Origin of the sequence: Cellulomonas sp. APG4 (assembly GCF_009996735.1) — a bacterium.
Lineage (GTDB): Bacteria > Actinomycetota > Actinomycetes > Actinomycetales > Cellulomonadaceae > Actinotalea.
In genome coordinates, this window is the sequence record NZ_JAACYI010000035.1 from 1 (window position 1) to 18,876 (window position 18,876).

15 protein-coding genes and 1 pseudogene are annotated in these 18,876 nt (G+C 74.6%); 7 read left to right on the plus strand and 9 right to left on the minus strand.

From position 1 onward, the window contains the following. From GXB85_RS17185 to GXB85_RS17195, 3 genes are all read right to left on the minus strand, one after another. The coding region (locus GXB85_RS17185; RefSeq protein ID WP_370524313.1) for a murein biosynthesis integral membrane protein MurJ at window positions 1-2,565 on the minus strand (2,565 nt) is incomplete at its 3' end. Then, window positions 2,562-4,793, minus strand: coding sequence for a DUF6049 family protein (locus GXB85_RS17190; RefSeq protein WP_161918893.1), 2,232 nt, complete (start codon window positions 4,791-4,793; stop codon window positions 2,562-2,564). The genes GXB85_RS17185 and GXB85_RS17190, both read right to left, overlap by 4 nt. Next, complete coding sequence (locus tag GXB85_RS17195) at window positions 4,790-5,338, minus strand: NUDIX hydrolase (protein ID WP_161918894.1); 549 nt, start codon at window positions 5,336-5,338, stop codon at window positions 4,790-4,792. The genes GXB85_RS17190 and GXB85_RS17195 overlap by 4 nt, the downstream gene beginning before the upstream one ends. A gap of 119 nt (window positions 5,339-5,457) precedes the next feature. Between GXB85_RS17195 and GXB85_RS17200 the strand changes: the two genes are divergently transcribed. Next, entirely contained in the window at window positions 5,458-6,966 is a 1,509-nt protein-coding gene (locus GXB85_RS17200; RefSeq protein ID WP_161918905.1) for a CCA tRNA nucleotidyltransferase, read from the plus strand. Window position 6,967: 1 nt separating this feature from the next. Beyond that, window positions 6,968-7,461 (plus strand): annotated as a pseudogene (locus GXB85_RS17205) (pyrimidine dimer DNA glycosylase/endonuclease V). A 3-nt stretch (window positions 7,462-7,464) separates the two neighbouring features. Here GXB85_RS17205 and GXB85_RS17210 read toward each other — a convergent pair. Continuing rightward, window positions 7,465-9,576 carry a SpoIIE family protein phosphatase gene (locus tag GXB85_RS17210; RefSeq protein ID WP_370524314.1) on the minus strand — a complete coding sequence of 704 codons (2,112 nt, stop codon included), beginning with the start codon at window positions 9,574-9,576 and terminating at the stop codon, window positions 7,465-7,467. Between the two features lie 10 nt (window positions 9,577-9,586). After that, a complete protein-coding gene (locus tag GXB85_RS17215; RefSeq protein ID WP_161918895.1) occupies window positions 9,587-10,897 on the minus strand; it encodes an MFS transporter in 1,311 nt (436 codons plus the stop codon). Window positions 10,898-10,952: 55 nt separating this feature from the next. On the opposite strand from GXB85_RS17215, the gene GXB85_RS17220 reads away from it, so the two are divergent. From GXB85_RS17220 to GXB85_RS17230, 3 genes are read left to right on the plus strand one after another with little or no spacing between them, the layout of a single operon-like run. Continuing rightward, on the plus strand, window positions 10,953-11,384 hold the full coding sequence (locus GXB85_RS17220; RefSeq protein ID WP_237728381.1) for a hypothetical protein: 432 nt from the start codon (window positions 10,953-10,955) through the stop codon (window positions 11,382-11,384). After that, a complete protein-coding gene (locus tag GXB85_RS17225) occupies window positions 11,381-12,607 on the plus strand; it encodes a putative T7SS-secreted protein (RefSeq protein WP_161918897.1) in 1,227 nt (408 codons plus the stop codon). The genes GXB85_RS17220 and GXB85_RS17225 overlap by 4 nt, the downstream gene beginning before the upstream one ends. A gap of 60 nt (window positions 12,608-12,667) precedes the next feature. Continuing rightward, window positions 12,668-13,168 (plus strand): hypothetical protein, encoded by a 501-nt coding sequence (locus GXB85_RS17230; protein ID WP_161918898.1) that lies wholly within the window; start codon window positions 12,668-12,670, stop codon window positions 13,166-13,168. A gap of 3 nt (window positions 13,169-13,171) precedes the next feature. Here GXB85_RS17230 and GXB85_RS17235 read toward each other — a convergent pair whose 3' ends face one another. Both GXB85_RS17235 and GXB85_RS17240 read right to left on the minus strand, forming a co-directional pair. Further along, window positions 13,172-13,729, minus strand: a complete 558-nt coding sequence (locus GXB85_RS17235) for a hypothetical protein (protein ID WP_161918899.1) — start codon at window positions 13,727-13,729, stop codon at window positions 13,172-13,174. Further along, window positions 13,726-14,052, minus strand: coding sequence for a DUF4333 domain-containing protein (locus GXB85_RS17240; protein WP_161918900.1), 327 nt, complete (start codon window positions 14,050-14,052; stop codon window positions 13,726-13,728). Before GXB85_RS17240 ends, GXB85_RS17235 begins: the two co-directional genes overlap by 4 nt. Window positions 14,053-14,204: 152 nt before the next feature. Between GXB85_RS17240 and GXB85_RS17245 the strand changes: the two genes are divergently transcribed. Both GXB85_RS17245 and GXB85_RS17970 read left to right on the plus strand, forming a co-directional pair. Continuing rightward, entirely contained in the window at window positions 14,205-14,753 is a 549-nt protein-coding gene (locus tag GXB85_RS17245) for a sigma-70 family RNA polymerase sigma factor (RefSeq protein ID WP_161918901.1), read from the plus strand. Further along, window positions 14,746-16,209 (plus strand): hypothetical protein, encoded by a 1,464-nt coding sequence (locus tag GXB85_RS17970; RefSeq protein WP_202628122.1) that lies wholly within the window; start codon window positions 14,746-14,748, stop codon window positions 16,207-16,209. Before GXB85_RS17245 ends, GXB85_RS17970 begins: the two co-directional genes overlap by 8 nt. A 387-nt stretch (window positions 16,210-16,596) precedes the next feature. On the opposite strand, the gene GXB85_RS17250 is transcribed toward GXB85_RS17970, so the two are convergent. Both GXB85_RS17250 and GXB85_RS17255 read right to left on the minus strand, forming a co-directional pair. Next, the gene (locus tag GXB85_RS17250) at window positions 16,597-17,691 is read right to left on the minus strand and encodes an inositol-3-phosphate synthase (RefSeq protein ID WP_161918902.1); all 1,095 of its coding nucleotides are present in this window, start codon (window positions 17,689-17,691) and stop codon (window positions 16,597-16,599) included. A 19-nt stretch (window positions 17,692-17,710) separates the two neighbouring features. Beyond that, on the minus strand, window positions 17,711-18,364 hold the full coding sequence (locus GXB85_RS17255) for a PadR family transcriptional regulator (RefSeq protein ID WP_161918903.1): 654 nt from the start codon (window positions 18,362-18,364) through the stop codon (window positions 17,711-17,713). Window positions 18,365-18,876: the final 512 nt, after the last annotated feature.

An 18,876-nucleotide genomic window follows, 5' to 3' on the forward strand; every position in this document is an offset into this window, starting at 1 on the left:
GGCGCCCGCGGCTGCGCCGGCGCCACCGCGCGTCGAGGGCCGGGCCGGGCGCCGCGGAGGGATCACCGGTGGGCTCGCGTCGTCGGGGCGCGCGACGGAGTCCGAGACCTCGAGGCGGACGGCGCCCCAGGGCTCGAGCTCCCGCACGAGCTCGGCGGGGCTGTGCGGACCGTCGTCGTGCGGGCCCAGGGTCACCGCGCACAGGGTGTCCAGGTCGTTGGGCACCGCGGGGGCCAGCTCCGCGGGCGCGACCGGGGCACCGCCCACCTGGGGCGCGACCGGGACGTCGCCTGCAGCCACTCCCGTGCCCTCGGGCCAGCGCCCGGTGAGCGTGAGGTAGAGCAGCGCGACGAGGCCCACGGTGTCCGCGCGGGTCGTGGAGCGGGCGTCGCCCAGCCCACGGTCGAGCAGCTCGCCGTCGAGGGCCAGGCCGGTCACGAGCACCTGCCCTGCGGGCGTGATCCGCACGGAGGAGGGGCGAAGAGCCAGATGGTGCACACCGCGGCGACGCGCGACCTCGAGCGCGACCGCCGCCTCGCCCACGACGGCGCGGGCCTGGTCGGCCGGCAGCGGGCCCCGGGCCGTGAGCTCGGCGAGGTCGCGGCCCACGAGGGGCTCGGTGACGGTGTAGGCAACCCCCTGGTGGTCGCCGACGTCGAGCACGCGCAGCAGCCGTGGGTCGGTGACCAGGGCCGCGCGTCGGGCGGCGTCCTGAGCCTGGGCCACACGGCCGCTGCGCAGCACGAGGGCGCGCACCGGGCGGTCCAGGATCTGGTCGCGGGCGTCCCAGGCCTCGACACCGGGCAGGTCGGTGCGGGTGGGTTGCTGGAGGCGGTACCGACCGGCGAGCAGCGTGCCGCGACCGATCGCGACGGCGTCCAGACGACCACCTCCGGTTCGGGCCGAGCCGCGGCTCCCGCGGTCGGCGTGGGTGCTCATCGTACGACCCACGCGCGCGAGCACCGGTGCGAGAAGGTCGTCGAGCTCGGAGACGCGCATCAGGCGTAGCAGCCCGAGGTAGACCCCGAGCATCACCAGGCCCACGACCACGAGGGCGGCGACCACTTGGAGAAGACCCGTCCGCGCGAGGTCACCGAAGAGGTGGCTCAGCGGCCACCCGACGCCCGCTGCCGCGAGTGCCGCGAGGCCGGCCTTGAGATGCAGCGTGAGGACGCGGCGTCCGCCGCCCCCGAGGCGGCGCCGCACCGCGAGCACGCCGGTCACGGCGCCCAGCACGTACGAGGCGCCGATCGCGGCTCCCGCCGCGACGGTCCAGCGCACGGGCGCGAGGACGAGCGAGCCCGCGAACGTGCCCCCCGCGACGAGCAAGGACATCGGCAGCTGGAGCCAGAACAGCGTGCGCGCGTCCTCGAACGCGTAGTGCACCCGCTGGACGAGGGACCAGATGCCCAGCCCGGCGAGCCCGGCCACGAGCGCGACGATCACCGGCGCGAGGGCCGAGACCTCGGCCGCCGTCACGGAGGGCAGGACGAGGCGGGCGACGGGCAGCGCGAGCACCGCGAGCACCGCCGTCGCGAAGATCGTGAAGACGCCCAGCACACGCAGGCCGTAGGAGGTGTCCCGCCGCACCGCCGCGGTGTCCCGCTCCGCCGCGTGCCCGGACAGGCGCGTGAAGAGCGCGGTCAGGAGCGAGACCGTCACGAGCGAGTGCGGCAGCATGAACACGAGGAACGCGTAGTTGTAGGCGTTGTTGCCCGCGATCTCGAGCCCGTACCCGCCTGCCTCGGCGGCCGAGGACGTGATGCGGGTGACGGTGAGGATGCCGAGCTGGCCGATCACGAGGGCGCCGAAGGTCCACCCCGCGACGCGACCGGCGCTGCCCAGGCCCACGCCGCGCCAGCCGAACCGCGGTCGGAACCGGAACCCGCTGCGGTACAGCGGCCACACGAGCACGGCCGCCTGCACGACGACGCCCAGGGTCGCGGTGCCCGCGAGCAGCGTGACCCGGGGAGGGTCCCAGGTGCCGAGGTTCGCGGGGGCGTCGACGTCGTAGCCGCCGAAGACCGCGATGAACACCGCGAGACCCGCGATCGCCACGACGTTGTTCGCCACGGGCGCCCACATGAACGGGCCGAAGCTGCCGCGGGCGTTGAGCACCTGCCCGAGCAGCGTGTAGACGCCGTAGAAGAAGATCTGCGGGAGGCACCACAGCGCGAACGTGGTCGCGAGCGAGAGGAACTCCGGGTCCGCGGAGTCGGTCGCGATGCGCACCACCACGGGGGCGGCGACCGTCACGACCGCGGCGACCCCGAGCAGGATGGCGGCCGCCAGGGTCAGCAGACGGTCGACGAACTCCTGGCCGGACTCCGAGCGGTAGGCCTTGACCACCTGCGGCACGAGCACGGCGTTGAGCACGCCGCCCGCGAGGAGCATGTAGATCATGTTGGGCAGCCAGTTCGCGACCGCGAACGCGTTGGCCGCGCCGACGTTGAGCCCCACGGCTGCGCCGAGCACCGCGCCGCGCACGAGCCCGAGCACGCGCGAGGTCGCCGTGCCCGCGGCCATGACGGCGGTGCTGCGACCGAGGCCCCCGCCGGCGCTCACCCGGACTCCTCCTCGGGCGAGAGCGCGTCGGGCCCGGCGGCCACCGGCTCGGAGCGACGGCCGGTACGCCCACGGCGCACGGTGCGGACCAGACCGATGACCACGCCGATCGCGAGGAGGGCACCCAGGACGGCGGTGCCGATGCCCTCCCACTCGGCGCGCACCCGCACCTCCATCACCGTCGAGTCGTCGAGCAGCACGCCCTCGCTCGTGCGGAGCTCGACCGCGACGCCCACGTCGGCGCTCTGGATCGCGTGCACGGGGACGTGCACGGTCTCCGTGGCGCGTGGCGCGAGGGTCACGAGCGGCGCGTCGTCGACCCGGAGCCTCGGATCCTGCGGGCGCAGGGTCACGCCGACCTCGACGGCCTGGTCCAGCGTGTTCTCGACGACCACGGGGAGCTCACCCGTGGTCGAGATGAGGTTGATCTGGCTCCCCGAACGCACCTGGACCGCCGAGCGCAGGTCCTGCGTGGTGGCCACCGACCGCTCGACGAGGCTGCGACGTCCTGCCGGGTCCGCGCGCCACGCCGTCGCGACGGCGGCCAGCAGCTCGCCGTCGGGGTCGCCCAGCAGGGACGCCGGGTCCTCGGCGATCTCGGCCAGCTCGACCCGCGTCGCGAGGGTTTCCTCGACCGTGTCGAGGGTGGTCGCCTCGATCGCCCCTTCTGCCGTGACGCGCTCGGGGAGCGTCCCCCGGTCGATGCCCGGGTCGGGTGCGCCCACGAGGGCCGAGAGGGGCTCCAGCCGCACCCAGGGCGCCGCCTCGAGCGCGCCGAGCTGGGCCGACGCGATCGCCGGGTCAGGGTGCCAGTCCCGGGGGAGCCCGATCAGCAGGTGACGGCTGTCGCTCGGTCGCTCGCGCGTCACGACGGCGAGCTCGGCGAGCACGTCCTGCGCGGCGGTGGCCGGGGTGGTCCCGGTGGGAGCGACGTCGCCGTCCGGGCGGTCCTCGCCCACCTGGAAGCCGCCGGCACGTACCGCGGTGGACAGCCGCTCGTCGGGCACGAGCACGGTCACGTCGCCTGCGGCCGTGCTCACGCTCGTACGGCCCGACGGCGTGTAGGTGAGGGCTCCCGGGGGGAGCAGCTCACCCGGCCCGACGACGACGGCGTGCGGGCTCCCGGCCTGCGCGAAGCCCGCGGTCACCAGGTCCGGCAGGGACTCCGCGGGCAGCGCGAGCGCCGCGCTCGCGGTGTCGGGCAGCTCGGTGCCCTCCGCGACGTCGCGCGCACGCTCACGGGCGAGGGTCAGGACGTCAGGCTCGCCGGCGTGCGCAAGGGCCGTCAGGTCGGCGTCGCCGTAGGGCAGGAGCGGCACGTCGCGACCGATGGTCCCGCGCAGCAGGTCCGCGACCCAGGCGTCGACGACGGTGGCGTCCTCGGACGTGCCGACCTCACCGTCCTCACCCGTGCTGCCCTCGCCGTCGTCGGCCGCGTCACCCACCCCACCCGCGGCGGTGGCCGGCACCTCCGCGAGGGAGGGGTCGAGCAGCCAGGTCACGTCCTTGTGCGTGGCCGTCGCCTCGAGCACGGCGGCGAGGCGGCCGTCCGGGGCCGTCAGGTCGGCGAGCTCCTCGACGTCGGTCGTGCCGTCGGTGTCGGGCGTGCCCCCGACCACGGGCACGAGCACGCTCACGCGCGTGGGGGTCACCTCGTCCCGCGGGAACCACAGCATGAAGCTGCGCGCCGAGCCGAGCCGCGTGCGTGCCGGATCGGCCTCGTCGACCACCGTCACCGCGATGCCGTGCGCGCCCCAGTCCTCCCACGCCGGGCCGAGCCCGGTGCGGTCGGCGGGAAGGGTCAGCTGGACCGTGCGCGTGGCGCCGGGGGGGAGGGGGACGTCCGAGGCGTCCTCGACGCGGGCCGGCCCGGTGCGCGCGTCCGGCGCCGCCGTGCGCCAGCGGTCGAGGCTGGACCTGCTGATGAACGAGCCGGAGTCCAGGTGCAGCGCAGTGCGTGGCGCGGTGACCGGGACGTCCCCCGTGTTGCGCAGCTCGACCCGCACCGTCAGGTCCTCGCCGGCGTCGAGCACCTGGGGCGTGACCGCCGTGATGCGGACCTCGACCGGGAGCGCGGCCCCGGCGGGCTCGAGCTCGCCCACCGCGGACGGACCGGGAGCCGCGGGTGCGGCCGCCGTCGCGGTCGCGGCGAGCGGCACGAGGACGGTCACGGCGACCGTCGCGAGGAGCGCCGCACCCCGACGGGCACGACCGGGCCGCCGGGTCATGCGTCGCCGGAGAGCACGGCGAACGCGGCGATCGCGAGGCGACGCTCGTTCGGGTAGGCGAGCCGGTCGGCGAGGTCCACGACAGGGACCCACGCGACGTCCTCGGCCTCGCCGTCGGGGTCGCCCTCGACCGTGAGCGTGCCGCCGGTCGCCTCGAGCAGGAAGTGGTGGACCACCTTGTGCACGCGGCGGTCGTCACCGGTGAACCAGTAGTCGATCGTGCCGAGCCGCGCGACGACAGTGCCGTGGATGCCGGTCTCCTCGGCGATCTCGCGCACCGCGGCCTCCTCGGGCGTCTCGACGCCCTCGAGGTGGCCCTTGGGCAGGCACCACTCGAGCCGGCCGGCGCGGTTGCGGCGCGCGATCACCGCCGCGTGCGCCGTCGGGCGGCGCGGGTCGACCACGAGGCCCCCGGCCGAGGTCTCCTCGACCACCGGCAGCGGCGGACCCGTCCGACGGCGTGCGCGCGGGTCGATGTGCAGCGCGTGCCCACCGGGCGGCGTCGGGACGAGCCCGGGCCGCGGGTGGGGGACGGCGCTGGACATGGCGCCACTGTAACGAGGCCGCACGTCCCACGAGGGGACGCCCGTCCGCGGCGGATCTGGCACGCTGGTGTGTCGTGCCGACCTCGCCCCGCCCCCAGGACGCCGCCCCCCGCGGCCCGGTGACCACCGCGGACCTCGCCGTGCTGCGGCGCCGCGCGCTCGCGGTGCTCGCCGACCTGACGCCCGCCGCGCTCGAGCTCGGTGAGGCCTTCGCCGCGCAGGGCCACGAGCTCGCGCTCGTCGGTGGGCCGGTGCGGGACGCGTTCCTCGGACGGGCGAGCGCGGACCTCGACTTCGCGACGTCGGCGACGCCCGACGAGACGCAGCGGATCCTCGCGAGGTGGGGTGACGCGCACTGGGACATCGGCAAGGCCTTCGGCACCATCGGCGCGCGCCGGCACGCGCGGCCCGAGCGCGACGGTCGTGCCGCGAGCCCGGACCTCGTGGTCGAGGTGACCACCTACCGCGACGACGCCTACGAGCCGTCGTCGCGCAAGCCCGAGGTGGTGTTCGGCGACTCCCTCGAGGGGGACCTCTCCCGGCGCGACTTCACGGTCAACGCGATGGCCGTGCGGGTGCCCGCCCTGACGTTCGTCGACCCGTTCGACGGGCTGGCCGACCTCGCGGCGCGGCGCCTGCGTACCCCCGTGACCGCCGAGCAGTCGTTCGACGACGACCCGCTGCGGATGATGCGCGCGGCCCGCTTCGCGGCGCAGCTCGGCTTCTCGCTCGACGACGACGTGCGGTCGGCGATCGAGCGGATGGCGGAGCGGATCGCGATCGTGTCGGCCGAGCGCGTGCGGGACGAGATCGTCAAGCTGCTGCTGGCACCTGACCCGCGGCCGGGGCTCGAGGTGCTCGTGAACTGCGGGCTGGCCGACCACGTGCTGCCCGAGCTGCCGGCGCTGCGGCTCGAGATCGACGAGCACCACCGGCACAAGGACGTCTACCAGCACTCGCTCACGGTCCTCGCGCAGGCGATCGCGACCGAGACCGGCACGCACGCCGAGCCGACCGGTCCCGTGCCCGGACCGGACCTGGTGCTGCGGCTCGCGGCGCTGCTGCACGACATCGGCAAGCCCGCGACGCGCAGGTTCGAGCCCGGTGGCGGCGTGAGCTTCCACCACCACGAGGTGGTGGGCGCCAAGCTCGTGGCCCGTCGCCTGAAGGCACTTCGCTTCGACAAGGAGACCGTCCAGGCGGTGGCGCGGCTCACCGAGCTGCACCTGCGGTTCCACGGCTACGGCGAGCAGCGCTGGACCGACTCGGCCGTGCGCCGGTACGTGACGGACGCCGGGCCGCTGCTCGAGCGCCTCCACCGACTCACGCGCTCCGACTGCACCACGCGCAACCGCCGCAAGGCCGAGCAGCTGTCGTTCGCGTACGACGACCTCGAGCGCCGCATCGCGGAGCTGCGCGAGCACGAGGAGCTCGCGGCCATCCGTCCGGACCTCGACGGCCAGCAGATCATGGCCGTCCTGGGCATCCCGCCGGGCCGCGAGGTGGGCGAGGCGTACCGGTTCCTGCTGGACCTGCGCATGGAGCAGGGGCCGCAGGAGCCCGAGGTCGCCGAGGCCGCGCTGCGCGCGTGGTGGGCCGAGCGGTCGGCGCCGTCGTCGGACGCGTGACGTGCGCCTCTGGTCGGTGCACCCGCGCCACCTCGACCGGCAGGGCCTGACGGCCTGCTGGCGCGAGGGGCTGCTCGCCCAGAAGGTGCTCACGGGCGGGACCCGCGGCTACCGCAACCATCCTCAGCTGCGCCGGTTCGGCACGGTGCCCGCGGTCGCGACCGCGGACTCACCCGTCCACCCCGGCGGCGCGATCACCACGTACCTGCACGCGGTGGTCGACGAGGCCGAGGCGCGCGGCTACACTACGACCGTGCCAAGGTCCTCGGCCCGGCCGACGGCGGTCTGCGGCTCGAGGTGACGCAGGACCAGCTCGCGCACGAGTGGGCCCACCTGCGCGACAAGCTCGCGCGCAGGAGCCCCGAGGTGCTCGCGCGCTGGGCCCACCTCGCGCTCCCGGACCCGCACCCGATGCTCGTCGTGGTCCCGGGCCCGGTCGAGCCGTGGGAGGTGCTCACCGACCTCCCCGCCGCACCCGTGCGGCCCGGGCGGTAGGCGTCAGGCCTCGACGCGCACCACGAGCACGCAGACGTCGTCCTCCTGGTCCGGCTCGACGAACCGCGCGAGCAGCTCGCTGCACACCTGCTCGGCGCTCGCCTCGAGCGGGAGCTCGCGGAGGGCGGACCCGAGCGCGTCCATCCCCTCGCGCAGGCTCCGGTCGCGCCGCTCGACGAGGCCGTCGGTGTAGATCACGAGGGTCGCACCGGGCTCGAGCAGCACACGACCCTCCTCGATCGGCCGGCCGAGCGTGGGGATGCCCACGGGGGTCGTGAGCCCTGCGTCGAGCAAGGTGACCTCACCGTCGGCCGAGCGCAGCAGGGGCGGCGGGTGGCCGGCGCGCGTGTAGTGCACCGCACCGTCCTCGAGCCGCAGGTAGACGCACGTCGCGATGTCCGCCATGCCGAGCCCGCGCACCAGCTCGTCCAGGCGTCCGACGACGGCGGCGGCCGGGTCGCCGGCCCACGCGTACGAGCGCAGCACCGAGCGCAGCTGACCCATCGACGCGGCGGCGCTGAGGTCGTGGCCCACCACGTCGCCCACGGCGAGCCCGACGGCGCCGTCGGGCAGCGCGAGCACGTCGAACCAGTCGCCGCCCACCTGGGCCCGGCGCAGCGCGGGGATGTAGGCGGCGGCCACGTCGAGCCCGGGCAGGTCGGGGATCTCCGGCAGCAGCGAGCGCTGGAGCGTGAGCGCCGCCTCGCGCTCGCGCGCGTAGAGCCGCACGTTGTCGAGTCCGAGGCCCGCGCGGTGCCCGATGTGGGCGGCCGTCACGACGTCGTCCTCGGAGAACTCCTGACCCGGCCCCACGACCAGGCACATCACCCCCAGCACGCGGTCGCGTGCGCGCAGCGGGACGACGAGGGCGTGCGCGAGGCCGAGCCGCTCGAGCAGCTCGAGCTGAGCGGGTGTGGTGCGCCCGGGCAGGCTCGCGACGTCCACGGGGAAGGGTGCCGCGACGTGCCCCAGGTCGCTCGCGAGCGCGGCCTGGACGCTCGGGGAACGGGTGAGCCACGACACGTCGTCGTGCTCGAGCGCCTGGGCGGCCTCACGGGTGGCCGGGTCACGCGTCGCGACGTGCAGCGTCTCCACGCCGCCGCGGTCGTTCGTCACCGCCACGAAGCCCCACGTCGCGAGGCGCGGCACCGCGAGGTCGGCGAGCGCCGTGACCGCGCGGCCGTAGTCGAGGTGTTGCGCGATCGTGCCGCTCACCTCAGCGAGCAGCTCGAGGCGCTCGGTCGAGACGCGCGCGCGGTCGAGCGCCGTCTCGCGCGCGACCTGGCTGTCGATGCGCGCCGTGACGTCGGCCTGGATGCCCACGTGATGGGTCACGCGCCCCTCGCTGTCGAGGACGGGGCTGATGACCACCTGGTTCCAGAACGGAGTGCCGTCCTTGCGGTAGTTGAGCAGGGTGTCGGCGATGGTCACGCCCGCGTCGAGGGCGTCGCGCATACGCACGACGACGGCGCGGTCGGTGTGCTCGCCCTGGAGGAACCGGCAGTTGCGGCCGACGGCGTCCTCGGCCGAGTAGCCGGTCACGCGCTCGAACGCAGGGTTGACCCAGATCAGCGGGTCGTCCGGCTGGTGCGGGTCGGAGATCGTGAACGACAGGTCGCTCGCGATCGCGGCACGGGTGTGCAGGTCGTCCCCGAGGTGCTGCAGCGCCTGGACCTCGGCGCCCAGCGACATCGGCAGCAGGATGACGAGGGCCTGGCCCACGAGCGGGCCGGGGGCGTCGACCAGCGGGACACCGATGAGCCAGAGAGGCTCACGCGCGAAGGTCGCGGCGGAGGCGCGGGCGGCCGTCACCTGCTGGCCCCGGGCCGGCGTGCCGCGGGCCACCGCGGTGAGCGTGTGGACCGCGCGGTCGAGGGGGGTGCCGTCGGCGGTACGCAGACCCGCGGCCTCCGACCACTCGGCGAGGGAGACCGGTAGGTGAAGACCCGGTGCGAGGTCGACCGCGAGCAGGTTGGCGTGGACCACCTCGTCGTGCTCGAGGTCGACGAGCAGGGTCGCCGCCGCCTGCTCGCGCAGGTGGGCCGGCAGCGCTGCCGCGCCCGTGGGATCGGCGTCCCCCACGGTGTCGCCGGCGGGGGTCTCGAGGTCGGTCACGTCGCTCAGGTTAGGCGAGGTCGGTCGGTGGCGCCGCAGCGGAGAGTGCCCCCTCGTGCCGGGTCGAGGCCCGGCGGTAGGCGACGGCCGTGAGCACGTAGACCACTGCGAGGGTTACCAGCACGGCGCGCGACCAGCCCGAGTCGGGCAGCGCGACGGCGGCGAGGGCGGCCGCGCCGACGAAGGCGGCGTTGTAGAGGACGTCGTACAGCGCGAACGCCCGGCCGCGCACGCCGTCGTCGGTGGCGCGCTGGACGATCGTGTCGACCGCGATCTTGGCCCCCTGGACGCTGAGCCCGAGGAGCACGGCCGCGGTCGCGACCACCCCGAACGCAGGCGACGTCGCGAGCACCACCTGGCTGAGGGCGCCCAGACCGAGGCACAGGGTCACCCAGGCGGCGGGGCTCATGCGTTCGTGGGCGAGGGGCGTGAGGAGGATGCCCAGGCCGTTGCCCGCGAACGAGATCGACGTGAGCAGCCCGAACATGGCCAGGCCCGCCGCGGCGTCGGTGGGGTCGCTCAGCAGGTTGCGCGAGATCAGGATGAGCGCGATGAAGTTCACGCCGTAGAGGAAGCGGTGCACACCCATGACGCCGAGCGCGTGCGCGGGGGTGCGGAGCGCGACCAGCTGCCGGGCGCCGTCGCGGAGCTCGGCGACGGTGGCCGCGAGGTCCTCGCGCAGGTGTCGGCTGCGCTGCTCGGGGCCGAGCTGGTCGCGGCCCAGGCGCAGCGCGAGCGACGAGGCCCCACCGAAGAGCAGGGCGGCCACCGCGAGCACGACGCCGTCCTCGAGGGGACCCGCAGGGACGAGGAAGCCGATCGCGAGGCCCAGGCCCGCCCCGACCACCGCAGCCACGGCCCCGAGCGTCGGCGTCAGGGTGTTGGCCATGAGCAGCTGCTCGCGCGGCACCACGCGCGGCAGCGCGGCCGAGAGCGCGGCGAGCAGGAACCGGTTGATCCCCAGCGTCACGAGTGCGAGCACGTACACGGCGGGGCCCACGCCGACGGTGACCATGAGGGTCGCGAGCACGAGGGTGAGGACGAGGCGGGTCGCGTTCCCGAGGAGCAGCACCTGACGGCGTCGCCAGCGATCGAGGAGGGGGCCGGCGAACGGGCCCACCACCGTGAACGGGAGCAGCAGCACCGCGAACGCCGCGGCGACGTCGGCCGCTGTCGTGAGTCGTTCCGGTGCGAAGAAGAACAGCGTCGCGAGGCCGATCTGGAACATGCCGTCGCCGCACTGCGAGACCAGGCGCACCGCGAACAGCCTGCGGAAGTCCCGGTGCACCGCCACGACCCGCAGGTCACCGAGCACGCTCACCGCCGCAGGCTACCCCTCGAACGGGGGCGTCCAGGCCTGGCCGACGACCCTTAGCATGATCGGACCAGGTCCGAGCGCGAGGGGGACGTACATGCCAGGGGGTGGGTTCGAGGTCGACCCGGCCGAGCTCGAGGCGGCCGCGGGTCGGCTCCGCGTGACCGTCGAGGACGGCACACGCGAGCTCCAGTGCATCGCCTGGGGGCAGCGCTACGGCCACGAGGCGCTGGCTGCCGCCCTCGTGCAGCTCGTCACCGACGCGGACAAGGCCGTCGAGCAGGCGTCGGCGAAGGTGGAGGCGCTCGCGGTCGGCCTCGAGGAGCAGGCCGAGGACTACCGGTCGACCGACGCCGCGGCACAGACCCGGCTCGCGCCCGGGCCGTGGATGGGCCCACCGACGCTTCCGACCACGACCGCACCGCCGTGGGCCGCACCCCCGTGGGCCTCGCGACTCGGCCCGACCGCGGTCGGCCAGGGCGGCGCGGGGTGACGGCGCTCGGGAGCACCACCGACGCGCGTGCGCTCGTCCCGGGCGACGACGCGTCAGTCCGTGCCGACGCCACCGCGCTCGAGGAGCGGTCCGGGCAGCTCGACACCCTCGCGGACGACCTCGCGGCGTTCCGCGTGCCGGCCTGGACCGGCCCGTCGGCCGACACCTTCCACGAGGCGCTCGGTCAGCAGCCTCGTACGTGGCGGACCACCGCGGATGCCCTCACCTCGGCGGCCGGGCGACTCACGACCTACGCCGACGTGCTCGTCGGTGCCCAGGCGGACGCCGCGCAGGCGATCGACCTCTGGGCCGAGGGCGAGGCGGCCACCGCGTCGGCGACCCGCTCCCACGACGCCCAGGTCGCCTCGTACCTCCGGTCGCTGACCTCGACGCAGCCGGAACCGCCACCCCCACCGTTCGTCGACCCGGGCGCCGCACTGCGGCAGGAGGCCCAGGACCTCCTGGACTCCGCGCGTGACGCCGTGCGACGCGCCGGAGACGACGCCGCCGACGCCCTCGCCGAGATCACGGTCAGCGACGTGCCCGTGGTCCACAACCAGGCCGGCTGGCAGGGCCCGACGGCGTCCGGCAGCACGTCCGGTCCGCTGTTCACCTACGACCCGGCGACCGGGGAGATGAAGCTCGACGTCGCGAAGGCCGAGGGTGAGGCGAGCCTGTTCTCGGCCGACGCGTCGTCGCGCGCGACGCACGGCTCGCTCTTCGCCGAGGCGGAGGCGAGCACCATGGTCGGGGCCCGGGGTGAGGCCCTCGCGGGCGTCAGCGAGCACACCCTGCGGGCCCGGGCCGAGGGCAGCGTCGGCGTGCACGCCGACGCCTCGGCCTCGGCCGGGCACGAGCACGCGAGCGTCGAGGTGGGGGCCAGCGGCCTCGCCGGTGCGCACGCCGAGGCCGGTGTGCAGATCGGCAAGGAGGGCGTGACGGCCGAGGCAGGAGCGTTCGCCGGGGCCAAGGGCGAGGTCAACGCCGGGGTCGAGGTCGCCGGCGTCGGGGCCGAGGCCTCCGCCGAGGGCTGGGCCGGGATCGGTGCCGAGGCCGACGCTGGCCTCGGCCGCAACCCCGACGGCAGCTGGACCCTGCGCGTCAAGGCGGGGGCCGCCGTCGGCCTCGGCGGGTCCGGCGAGGTCGCCCTCACGCTCGACCCGCAGGGCGTCGTGGACGCCGCCGAGGACGCCGCCGACTGGGTGGGCAGCCTGTTCGACTGACCGACCCGCACGGTGTGACACCGTGGCAGGGCTGCCGACCGTGCACAGGAATGAGGAGAGATGCCCGTCCCACCCTCGCTCACGCTCCGGCTACCCCCGCGCTGGCGCGTGCAGGAGCCGCCCGCGGGGCTCGACCTGGTCGCGCTCCACGAGACCCCCGACGAGGGGTTCACGGCGACCATCACCCTCGCGATGGACGCCGTCGAGGGTGCCGACGACGTCGCCCAGGTGGTCACGGCCATGGCCGACGGCGCGGTCGAGCGCCTCGCCGCCGTCGAGCGCGACGTGACGGTGCACCGCCGCGGCGCGATCGGCCCTGCCTCCGCCCCAGGGCTGGCCCAGGAGGTCAGGCTCGTGACCACGGTGGGCGAGGGCTCGGTGCGGCTCACGCAGGTGCAGGTGTACCTGCCCGCCCCGGACCTCTCGGACGACGACCGGCTCGCGGTCTACAGCCTGACGTTCACCGCGACCGCCGCGCAGGCCCCCGAGCTGGCCCCCGACTTCGAGGCGCTCGTGCGCAGCGTGCGCCCCGAGGTTCCCGGCGCCGCCCCCGAGGGCTGACGCTCAGAGGCGACCGGTCGCGGCGAGCACGACGAGGAGCCCGCCGACCACCAGGGCCAGCGCGAGGGCCGCACCCCCGACGACGAGGCCCGTGCGCTGGGCCCCACCCATCCGCTCCGACCAGCCGAGCGCCCGGGCGGCGTCGCGCACCATGCCCTGACCCTCGGCCGAGGTGAACGTGAAGTCGACCACGCGGCCCGCGCGCCCCTGCGCGTCGACACCCCACGTGCGCTCCGACTCGAAGCCGTACGTGCGCCCGAGCGTGCGCTCGACGCGCGCCGCCGCCACCAGCCTGGGCACGCGGCCCGCCGCGTCCACGCCGGCCTCCCACCGCACCTCGAAGTGCTCCTCCGTGAGCGTCAGGGAGCGCGACGCCTCGTCGAGGACGACCTTGTGCTCCACGACCCGGCGCGCCCGTGACGCGCCGAGCGGCCCGTACCAGCGCGAGTCCGTGAGGTCGATGCGCAGGTCGAAGCCCTCGGGGGTCTCGACCACCCGGTACGGCGTGTCGGCGGCCCGCTCGACCACCGCGGCGCGCAGCTCGTCCGCGGCGGGGCTCACGACTCGTCGTCCGCCTGGGGCTCCGCGTCGACCACCACGTCGAGCGCGACCTCGTCGTCGACGACGTCCGTCGCCGTCACGGTGATGCCGTAGGTCGCTCCGCGGTCCGTGAGCGTGCAGCGCACCTCCGCGCCGGCCTCCGCGTCGAGCGGGTCCGGGCAGTCGACCTGCTCGGGTGCGCGGCCGACCTCCTCCGCGAGGAGAGCGCTCACCTGGGTCTCGAGCTCGTCGGTGGAGACCTGGGCGTTGCCCACCGACACCGAGCAGGCGGACGTGAGGACGAGGAGAAGGCCCGCGGCGGGGACCGAGAGAAGCTGACGCATGGCGCACATTCTGGCACCCCGGGCCGGGGCCGGGGCCGGGGCCGGTCGGGGTCGAGGTCACCCGCACACCCGCCCCAACCGGAGCCACGTGTCGCCCGTTCTCTGGGCAAGGACGTCCAGGATGGCGTCGTGCAGCACACCGGGGAGGTCACGTGAGCAGGTGGGAGCCGCTGCTCGAGCAGGTGGTCCACGAGAGGTACGGACGCCTGGTGGCGTACGCGACGCTGCTCGCGGGCTCACCTGCCGAGGGCGAGGACCTGGTGCAGGACGCCCTGGTCGCGACCTTCTCGAGCCGTGCGCGGCTGCGGAGCCTGCCCGAGGCCGAGGCCTACGTTCGGCGCGCGATCGCGTCACGGTCGATCGACCGGGGTCGACGCCGCACGCTCGAGCGCCGCGCGCTGCAGACCGTGGGGTCGCGCCGCGAGGCGGCGAGCCCAGCCGAGCCCGGGCGCTCGGAGGCGCTCGGGCAGGACGTCGTCGACGCCCTCGCCCGGCTGAGCCCGCGCGTACGGGCATGCGTCGTGCTGCGGCACATGGAGGACATGTCGGTCCGCGACACGGCCCGCGCGCTCGGACTGAGCGAGGGCGCCGTGAAGCGGTACGTGTCCGACGGCGTCGCCCGACTCAACGCCGAGCTCGGGACCGAGGCGGCCGTCCACATCCCTGTCGAGACCACGGAGAAGGAGGTGCGCCGTGCGTGAGCTGAGCGACGCGATGAACGAGGCCTTCGAGCAGCGTGCCCGCGCCATGGACGGGCTCGCACCCTCGGCGCGCGACCTCTCGGGGATGCGGCGTCAGGTGCGGCGTCGGCGCGTGCTGCGGCACACGGCAGAGGCCGCCGTGGTGGTGCCGGTGGTCGCGGCGCTCGCGGTCGGCGGCCTCTGGCTCACGGCCGAGGGCCCCACCCCGCCGCCGGCCGAGACTCCGACGGTCGAACCGACGCCCACGGAGTCGCCCGAGCCGACCGAGACGCCCGATCCGGGTGAGGACCTGGGTGCACCCGTCCTGCGGCCCGGCTTCGCGCCCTTCCACGAGCTGCCCGACGGCGTGCTCGCGCAGACGGGCCCGGGCTGGGTCGTGGCGACCGTCGTCCCGGTGACCACGGACATGGCGACATCGGAGCACACCGAGGAGGGCGTCTTCCTCATCCGCCCCGACGGCACACGGTTCCTGGTGCGGTGGCTTCCCACCGGCCTCGAGCGCGACGGCACCACGGCGACCTGGACCCAGCACGACGTCGTGCGCTTCGACCCCGCCGCGGGGACGGTGCTGCTCAACGCGCGCCACTGGACCTACACGTACGCAGGTGACTTCGTGGGGATCGAGGGATCGGTGAACGACGCTGCCGGCGACCTCGTCGAGCTGGACGTCGAGACGGGCGAGATGCAGACGGTCGGTTCGCCGCCCGAGGGCGCGAACCAGCTGGTCGGCGTGGTGGGCGACGACCTGCTGTGGGCCCCGCACCCCGAGGGCGAGGACTCCGTGCTGTTCCTGTCCGGGCCGTCGGGCGTCCGCGAGATCGACACGCAGGCACCGTCGGGCGGAGCGGTGGAGATCAGCCCGGACGGACGCCTCGCGGTCACCGGACGGTCGGCAGGCGAGATCGAGGTGGTGGACCTCGTGGCAGGCGAGAGCAGGGAGGTCGCCCCACGTCCGGCGGAGGGGTCCTGCTCCGTCCTCGCATGGTGGGACGAGCAGACCCTGGCTGTCGTGTGCACGGACGACGCAGGTGACGAGGAGCTCGTGACCTACGACGCCGAGGATCTCGCCGCAGGGCCGACGCCCGTGTGGGACGTGCGGTCGATCGAGATCCAGACCTGGGGCGCCGCGCGCCTGGCCGACGGGCGTCTCGCCGTCGCGGCGCGCGACGCCACGGCGTCGGGGGAGTGCACCGACGGGGTCTACCTGGTGAGCGGTCGAGAGAGCGCGCTGCTGGTTGCCGACATGCGGACGCGGGAGGGCATCTATGACACGACCGTGGTCGGCGGCGTCGCCTACGTGACCGCCACGACGTGCAACGAGGTCGAGTCTCCTCGCACCCCGATGCTCCTGGCGGTCGACCCGGCCACGGGCACCGTGGTCGAGCTGGTCGCGGACGCCGGCCCGGAGTACGGCGGGGCCTTCGCCTCGTCGCTCTCCTACGCCGTGGCGGACTGACCCCGTCGTCTGTCTGGGCATCGGAGGGTGGCTCACGCCATCCGTGAGCAACCCTCCGACGAGCGCGGGTCGGCGTCCACAGGTCGTCGGGTTCGGGGGGCGTCCACAGCGACGACGGCCCGGGTGACTGCCGGCGCGCACCGGCGGGCCGTGCTCGACCGCCGCCCAGGTGGCGGCCGCCCTCCGAGGGCGCGGCTGGACCGGGCGGCTCCGGCAGTGCGGACCACGGTGCAGGATCTCGGAGAGTTGATCACGGAGTACGTGAGCAGGTCCCCGGAGCCACCGACGGCTGAGGGTGCTTGTTGCCGAGCGGTGAGCCTGTTCCGTGACGGCCGAAGGGCCGGGGCGAACTGCATGCCCCGGCCCTTCAACCTTCCTTGCACAAGGTCACCTCTCGGCGTCACCCGCGATGAAGGCCTCGAGCTGCGCCCGGCCCTTCGTGTCCTCCATCTGCACCGGCGGCGACTTCATGAAGTACGTCGACGCGGACAGGATGGGGCCGCCGACGCCGCGGTCCTTGGCGATCTTCGCCGCGCGCAGGGCGTCGATGATGATGCCGGCCGAGTTGGGCGAGTCCCAGACCTCGAGCTTGTACTCGAGGTTCAGGGGCACCTCGCCGAACGCGCGGCCCTCGAGGCGCACGTACGCCCACTTGCGGTCGTCGAGCCACGCGACGTAGTCCGAGGGGCCGATGTGGACGTTGCGGTCCTCCTTCTTGCCGGCCAGCGGGCCGTCGTCGATGTTGGAGGTGACGGCCTGGGTCTTCGAGAGCTTCTTCGACTCGAGGCGGTCGCGCTCGAGCATGTTCTTGAAGTCCATGTTGCCGCCGACGTTGAGCTGGTACGTGCGGTCCAGCACCACGCCGCGGTCCTCGAAGAGCTTGGCGAGCACGCGGTGCGTGATCGTCGCGCCGACCTGCGACTTGATGTCGTCGCCGACGATCGGCACGCCCGCCTGCTCGAACTTCGCGGCCCACTCCGGGTCCGACGCGATGAAGACCGGCAGCGCGTTGACGAACGCGACGCCCGCGTCGATCGCCGCCTGCGCGTAGAACTTGGCGGCGTCCTCCGAGCCCACCGGCAGGTAGCAGATCAGCACGTCGGCCTGCGCGTCGCGCAGCGCCTGCACCACGTCGACCGGCTCCGCGTCCGACTCCTCGATGGTCTCGGCGTAGTACTTGCCGATCCCGTCGAGCGTGTGGCCGCGCTGGACGGTCACGCCGAGCGGCGGGACGTCCGTGATCTTGATGGTGTTGTTCTCGCTGGCGCCGATGGCCTCGGACAGGTCGAAGCCGACCTTCTTCGCGTCGACGTCGAACGCCGCCACGAACTCGATGTCGGACACGTGGTACGGGCCGAACTGCACGTGCATGAGGCCCGGAACCTTGCCCTGCGGGTCGGCGTCCGCGTAGAAGTGGACGCCCTGCACCAGCGACGCGGCGCAGTTGCCGACGCCCACGATGGCGACGCGGATCGAACTCATCCTCGGCTCCTCAGGTTTCTCAGTGCTGGGACGCGTCTGCGTCGTCAGCGGGTTCGGTCCCGGCCGGACGGCCGGGCTCGGGGTTCTGCGCGCGACGGTCGCCACGCTCCGTGGCACGGCGTGCGCCGCGCTCGTTGTCGATCAGTCCGTCCAGCCAGCGCACCTCGCGCTCGACCTGCTCGAGGCCGTGCCGCTGGAGCTCGAGGGTGTACTCGTCGAGCCGGTCCCGCGTCCGTGCGGCCGACTGCCGCACGTGCTCGAGCCGCTCGGCGAGCCGCGTGCGGCGACCCTCAAGGATCCGCAGCCGCGTCTCGGCGTCCGTCTGCGCGAAGAACGCGAACCGCACGTCGAAGTGCTCGTCCTCCCACGTCGTCGGGCCCGAGCTCGCGAGGGTCTGCGAGAAGTGCTCCTTGCCGTCGGCCGTGAGCTCGTAGACGTTGCGCGACCGCTTGCCCGCGAGGGCGTGCGGCGGTGGGGTCTGCGAGGCGTCGGCCGCGACGATGAGCCCGCGCTGGGCCATCGCCTTGAGGCACGGGTACAGCGAGCCGTAGGAGAGCGCGCGGAACGAGCCCAGCATCAGGTTGAGCCGCTTGCGCAGCTCGTACCCGTGCATCGGCGCCTCGTGCAGCAACCCGAGGATCGCCAGCTCGAGGACGTCGGACCTGCTCCGCACGTGCCCTCCTGTCGTGGTCGTCCGCGCTACTCTCGTGCTCGCACGCACTCGAGACAACGGACTGATGTATCGAACTGATACATCAGCGAGACTAGGGCGGTCGTGTCTGCTTGGCAAACACCCGGAGTCGCGCGGGTGCACGACCTGCACACGGGTGCACACCTCCTCCACCGGCTCGCGACGAGCCGGCAGCCATACTGGGCGGGCCAGCGGCGACACCGGTCCGTACCCTGATCCCTGGCCGGGCGACCCCGCACCGCGCGGTCGACAGGCTCGTCGTCCCAGGCACGGCTCGTCGAAAGGCACAGCGTGGCACCGGGTAACCCCCCACCCCCCCACGGCTCGACCCCCTCGGGCGGTCCGCAGCGTCGCAGCACCCGTAGCGGCTCGGGCGGCCCGTCCTCCCCGTCCCCGTGGGGACCGACGGGCGCGTCCCAGCGTCCGGCCGCGGGAGCGGGCCGGCCCTCGGCGGGCCCCCCGTCCCGGCAGCCCGCAGGCGGCGGTCGCCGCGC